Below are 4711 nucleotides of genomic sequence, written 5' to 3'. Positions count from 1 at the left end.
ATCAAAGCGTATCCTTAAGTTATTAAAACAATTTACTTTAATTTTAACTTTTAACGTGGAGAAGAAGATGAGTATTCTCGGACATTTCCAAAAACTAGGGAACGCGATTATGTTTCCTATCGCAGTATTGCCGATTGCCGGTATTTTGCTGCGTATTGGTCAACCTGATCTATTAAACATCCCATTTATTGCAGCGGGTGGCCAGGCGGTATTTACTAACCTTGCACTTTTGTTTGCAATGGGTGTGGGTGCTGGATTTTCGAAAGACAACTCGGCAGCAGCAGCAATCGCATCAGCTGTAGGTTACTTTATCCTTATGGCTGCACTTAAAACACTAAATCCAGATGTAGACCCAGGCGTTGCCGGTGGTATCATTATTGGTGTGTGTGCGGGTCTTCTTTACAACCGCTTTAACGCAATCAAACTACCTGAGTTCCTAGGTTTCTTCGGTGGTAAGCGTTTCGTACCAATTGTGACTGGTCTTGTTGCACTTATTCTTGCGTACGCATTCAGCATCATTTGGCCTCCAATCCAAGACGGTATTAACCACCTTGGTCAATGGATCCTAACAAGTGGTATGCCAGGTGAGTTCGTATACGGTGTTGCTAACCGTCTACTTATCCCACTAGGTCTTCACCACATCCTAAACAGCATGGTTTGGTTCGTATTCGGTAGCTATACAGCAGCTGACGGCCATGTTGTAACGGGTGAAATTTCTCGTTTCTTCGCAGGTGACCCAACAGCAGGACAAATCCTAAGTGGTTTCTTCCCTGTAGTAATGTTTGGTCTACCAAGTGCTGCACTTGCTTTCTACGTAACAGCGAAGAAAGAAAACAAGAAAGTAGTAGGTGGTATGCTATTAAGTGTTGCATTAACTGCATTCTTAACTGGTATCACAGAGCCAATCGAATTCATGTTCATGTTCCTAGCTCCTGCACTATACGTAGTACACGCTATCCTAATGGGTATCAGCATCGTAGTTGCTTCTCAGCTAGATATTCACATGGCATTTAGCTTCTCATCAGGCTTGATTGACTACATCCTGAACTACAATGCTCCTGCGGCACATAACTCTTGGGAAATCATCCCAATGGGCTTAGTAGTTGGCGCAATTTACTTTGTTGTGTTTGTTGCTGTAATCAAAGTTTTCAACCTGAAGACTCCGGGCCGTGAAGATGCACCAGCAGAAAACTCAAACCCAGAAGACGATGCAGCAAGCAAAGCGGATCTAGCGAAATCTTACCTAGAAGCACTAGGTGGTAAAGATAACTTAACTGATATCTCTGCATGTATCACTCGTCTACGTTTAGGTATCGTTGACCGTTCAATCATCGACGATGCGAAACTAAAACAACTGGGTGCTAAAGGTGTCGTAAATGTAGGTTCTAATAACCTTCAAGTTATCCTTGGTCCACAAGCTGAAATTATTGCGAACCAAATGAAGTCGCTATAAGACAATCAGCTAGCGAGTTAGCGATTCCATAATTTCCCCCTATGGTCGCTACAAACGGTCTGCCTCTTGGTAGGCCGTTTTTTTATGCTTACAGAAAATGAAAACAAAGTAACCCAACAAAGACAGGTGGATTCAAGCTATGTCTGTTTTATGGATATCGGAAAATAAGACCGATTATGGTTATAATGTTTGAATTAAATAATAGATAAGACAAGCAATTAGGTTCTGAATGAAAGTACTCGTCATAGAAGATGATATTACGACTCGTGAGTTTATCGCACAGGGCTTACGCGAGCATGGCTTCGTGGTTGATGAAGCGGAAGACGGTCACCAAGGGTTAATGATGGCAACAAGCTGTGATTATCAACTTATTATTCTTGATCGCATGTTACCTATGCTTGATGGCTTAAAAGTCCTTGCTGCATTGCGAGCGACTGAAAATCAAACACCGATCCTTATTTTAAGTGCAATGGACAGTGTTGAAGATCGTGTTGCTGGTTTAACTGCTGGTAGCGATGATTATTTAACAAAACCTTTTGCATTAGCAGAGTTAGTGGCGCGCGCCAAAATCTTGGTCAAACGTAATCAAGCGTCAACAACCATATCGTCTGAATATATTTATGATGATCTACGTTTAGATATTAAATCTCATCGTGTATGGCGTGGCTCTCGCATGTTGAACTTACAGCAAAAAGAGTTTTTATTGCTGCAATATCTCATGGAGCACGCTGAGAGTGTTGTTTCACGTATGAGCTTGTTTGAATCAGTGTGGAGCTACCATTTTGATCCTAAAACAAACGTGATTGATGTTCATATCGCTAACTTAAGAAAGAAACTAGAAGAAGGTGGAGAGCCAAGCCTTATCCATACGGTAAGAGGGGCGGGCTATGTCTTACGCCGGATCTGATAAGCTTTCTCGATCCAGTATTTTTAAAGTTCTGCTGTATTTTATCTCTTGTGTGTCTTTGATGTTTATCTTATTTATCAATCAGGTATTCGTTGGCTCAGAGAGCTTTTATCAGAATCAGTTAGAGCAAGATTTAAACAATGAAGTGTCGCTGTTTGAGAGAATGCTGGATAAAGGCGATTATCAGGCAGTGATAGAAGCAGTTGATGAGCATGATAAGTTAAATAATGCGTTTGAATACCGTGTTACATCATCACTCAACACCGATACCAGTATTACCTATCCAGCGGTTTTTTCACAAACACGGTTGCAGTCCACTAAATTGGAGCGTGTTTTAGATTTTCCCGATAACAAACAACTTATTATCGGCGTTAATCCAAAGTTAATGCATGCCTATCGTGATTCCATGATCCCAGTATTAGTCACAGGTATTGTTGTTCCGGTGATTTTGATGTTAGCAGGGGCCTTGTTATTTGCGATTTCTATTTTGAAAAAGCTTGAGCGTGTTAATCATGGTATGAATCGCGTTATTTTGGGTGAGAAAGGGGTAAAACTGCCCGTTAGTGCTAATGATGATGAATTTGATGTACTGACGATCCATCTTAATTTTTTGATTGAACAAGTTGAGAAAAAAGAAGAATCTCTAAAAGAGCTCTCTGTAGGTATGGCACACGATTTACGAACGCCCATCGCACGTATGAAACTTCGGCTTGAAGATCTATTAACGAAAGATACAGCACCCTTTACCAAAGATTTAGAAGCTTGCCATGATGATCTTGAAGTTTTATTGGGGATGTTCAACGGTATGCTTGAAATCGCTAATATTAACAGTGGTAAACATAAGATAGATAAGCAGTGGGTGGATTTATCAACGGTGTGCCAAGATGTGGTTGAATTTCTATTGCCTATCTCTGATGAAAAGCAGCAAGTATTATCATTTCGTGAAGATGAACCCTACAAACTGCAAGGTGAGCCAAGCTTACTGTTTAGAGCAATCTATAACGTGGTAGAAAACGCGATTAAGTACACACCAGAGCAAGGTAATATAGAAGTGGTCGTTGATCACTTTGGGGTAGTGGTGATTGATAATGGTTTAGGTGTATCAGACGAAGATAAAGGTCGCATTAAAGAGCCGATGTACCGTGCAGATAAGAGTCGCACCCATCAGGGATTCGGTTTAGGTTTATCATTAGTTGAAGCTGTCATGAAAAGCCATGGTGGTGATTTGGCTTTTAGTGATAATAATCCAGGTTTACGCACCCGTTTGTATTTCCCATTAAAACCGCAGCAGAATCGTCAGTCAGAAATCGAGTTATGATTGATGCTGTAAAAACAAAGCCGAGGGAAAACCTCGGCTTTTTTATCTTTGTAGTCAGCGGTTATACCGCTTCTACGTATAGGTTGTTGTAATGCTCTTTCTTTTCATTGAAGCGATAAACTAAATCGTCAATCCCTTCTTGGCAGTATGGTTTTAAGCCACTCATTACCATACGCTTACGACCAGTACCAACCACTTCACCATTTTCTTTAAAGCAGAACTTCAATGTTACGCTACCACGTTTACCATCAACATCAATATCAGAGCCTGTTAGCTCAACGTGAGGGCACTTAAGATCAAGACGAGTAAACTCAAGTTCCATGCTTTCGTAAACAACTAGAGGACGGGTAGGGTTGATCATAATGTCTTTAGATTTCATTAAAGGCACCATGATATGTGGGAAGTTCATGCCTGAAAACTGCACATAACTTTTGGTGATTTGCGCAATCAGATCTTGATTGTGAGTGGTGTCGCCTGTACGTGATAAGTGCAAATATTCTTTGCCGCCATCATCAACCATTGATAGTTCTGATTCTGATTTGGTCGCGATACTTAGCTCAGTTGTTTCGTTGATCATGCCAGCAAATGACACTCGCATTTTTTGACTAATACCAACGTTTGCAAGTAGTACAGAAAAAAGGAGATCACCAGGTACGCAAAAACGCTTGTTATCTTCGTCATGAATTGGATTAAAGTCGCCTGCGATACGTTTTGCAAAATCACTCGCTTGTTCACGAGTAAAAGAAAATTTGCCACTTTTGTCTGAATAATATGTATCTAAAAACATGTTACGTATGAATACCTGAAATAGAAACTGCCGCTATTCTACAACATAAATTTCATTTAAATGGTCTAGCCAGATGAAAACGGTTTGATATGAAATTATGTGATAACGCAAGTCTTTCTATTCATAATTAACTGGTCTGACTTTTTTATTGGATCAAGATCACACTTGTTGTATTGGTCAATAAAATGAAGCTAGATTTGAATATTTTCAATAAAACTCAAACATTGATTCATATTGGTTATTAAC

General features: G+C 40.2%; 4 protein-coding genes. 3 read left to right on the top strand and 1 reads right to left on the bottom strand.

Features of this window, described 5'->3' with window-relative positions; genetic code table 11:
* The 3 genes from nagE to E5A76_RS05915 form a co-directional block, all read left to right on the top strand.
* Positions 1–1453 (top strand): N-acetylglucosamine-specific PTS transporter subunit IIBC (gene nagE, locus E5A76_RS05925; protein ID WP_262383639.1); only part of this gene is annotated, 1453 nt, incomplete at its 5' end.
* A 229-nt stretch (positions 1454–1682) separates the two neighbouring features.
* Complete coding sequence (locus E5A76_RS05920; protein WP_053989774.1) at positions 1683–2360, top strand: winged helix-turn-helix domain-containing protein; 678 nt, start codon at positions 1683–1685, stop codon at positions 2358–2360.
* Complete coding sequence (locus E5A76_RS05915) at positions 2341–3678, top strand: sensor histidine kinase (protein WP_161118382.1); 1338 nt, start codon at positions 2341–2343, stop codon at positions 3676–3678. The genes E5A76_RS05920 and E5A76_RS05915 overlap by 20 nt, the downstream gene beginning before the upstream one ends.
* A 61-nt stretch (positions 3679–3739) precedes the next feature.
* On the opposite strand, the gene E5A76_RS05910 is transcribed toward E5A76_RS05915, so the two are convergent.
* On the bottom strand, positions 3740–4465 hold the full coding sequence (locus E5A76_RS05910; protein ID WP_053989772.1) for a DUF3581 domain-containing protein: 726 nt from the start codon (positions 4463–4465) through the stop codon (positions 3740–3742).
* Between the last annotated feature and the right edge of the window lie 246 nt (positions 4466–4711).

Origin of the sequence: Photobacterium lucens (assembly GCF_009873615.1) — a bacterium.
In the GTDB taxonomy this organism is placed as follows: Bacteria; Pseudomonadota; Gammaproteobacteria; order Enterobacterales; family Vibrionaceae; genus Photobacterium; species Photobacterium lucens.
Note: the sequence above shows the minus strand (reverse complement) of the source record. Positions and strands in the feature narration are given on the sequence as shown.

Excerpts from the sequence above, each read along its gene's own strand:
- E5A76_RS05920 (WP_053989774.1), top strand. The coding sequence starts at position 1,683 with ATGAAAGTACTCGTCATAGAAGATGATATTACGACTCGTGAGTTTATC.
- E5A76_RS05915 (WP_161118382.1), top strand. The coding sequence starts at position 2,341 with ATGTCTTACGCCGGATCTGATAAGCTTTCTCGATCCAGTATTTTTAAA.
- E5A76_RS05910 (WP_053989772.1), bottom strand. The coding sequence starts at position 4,465 with ATGTTTTTAGATACATATTATTCAGACAAAAGTGGCAAATTTTCTTTT.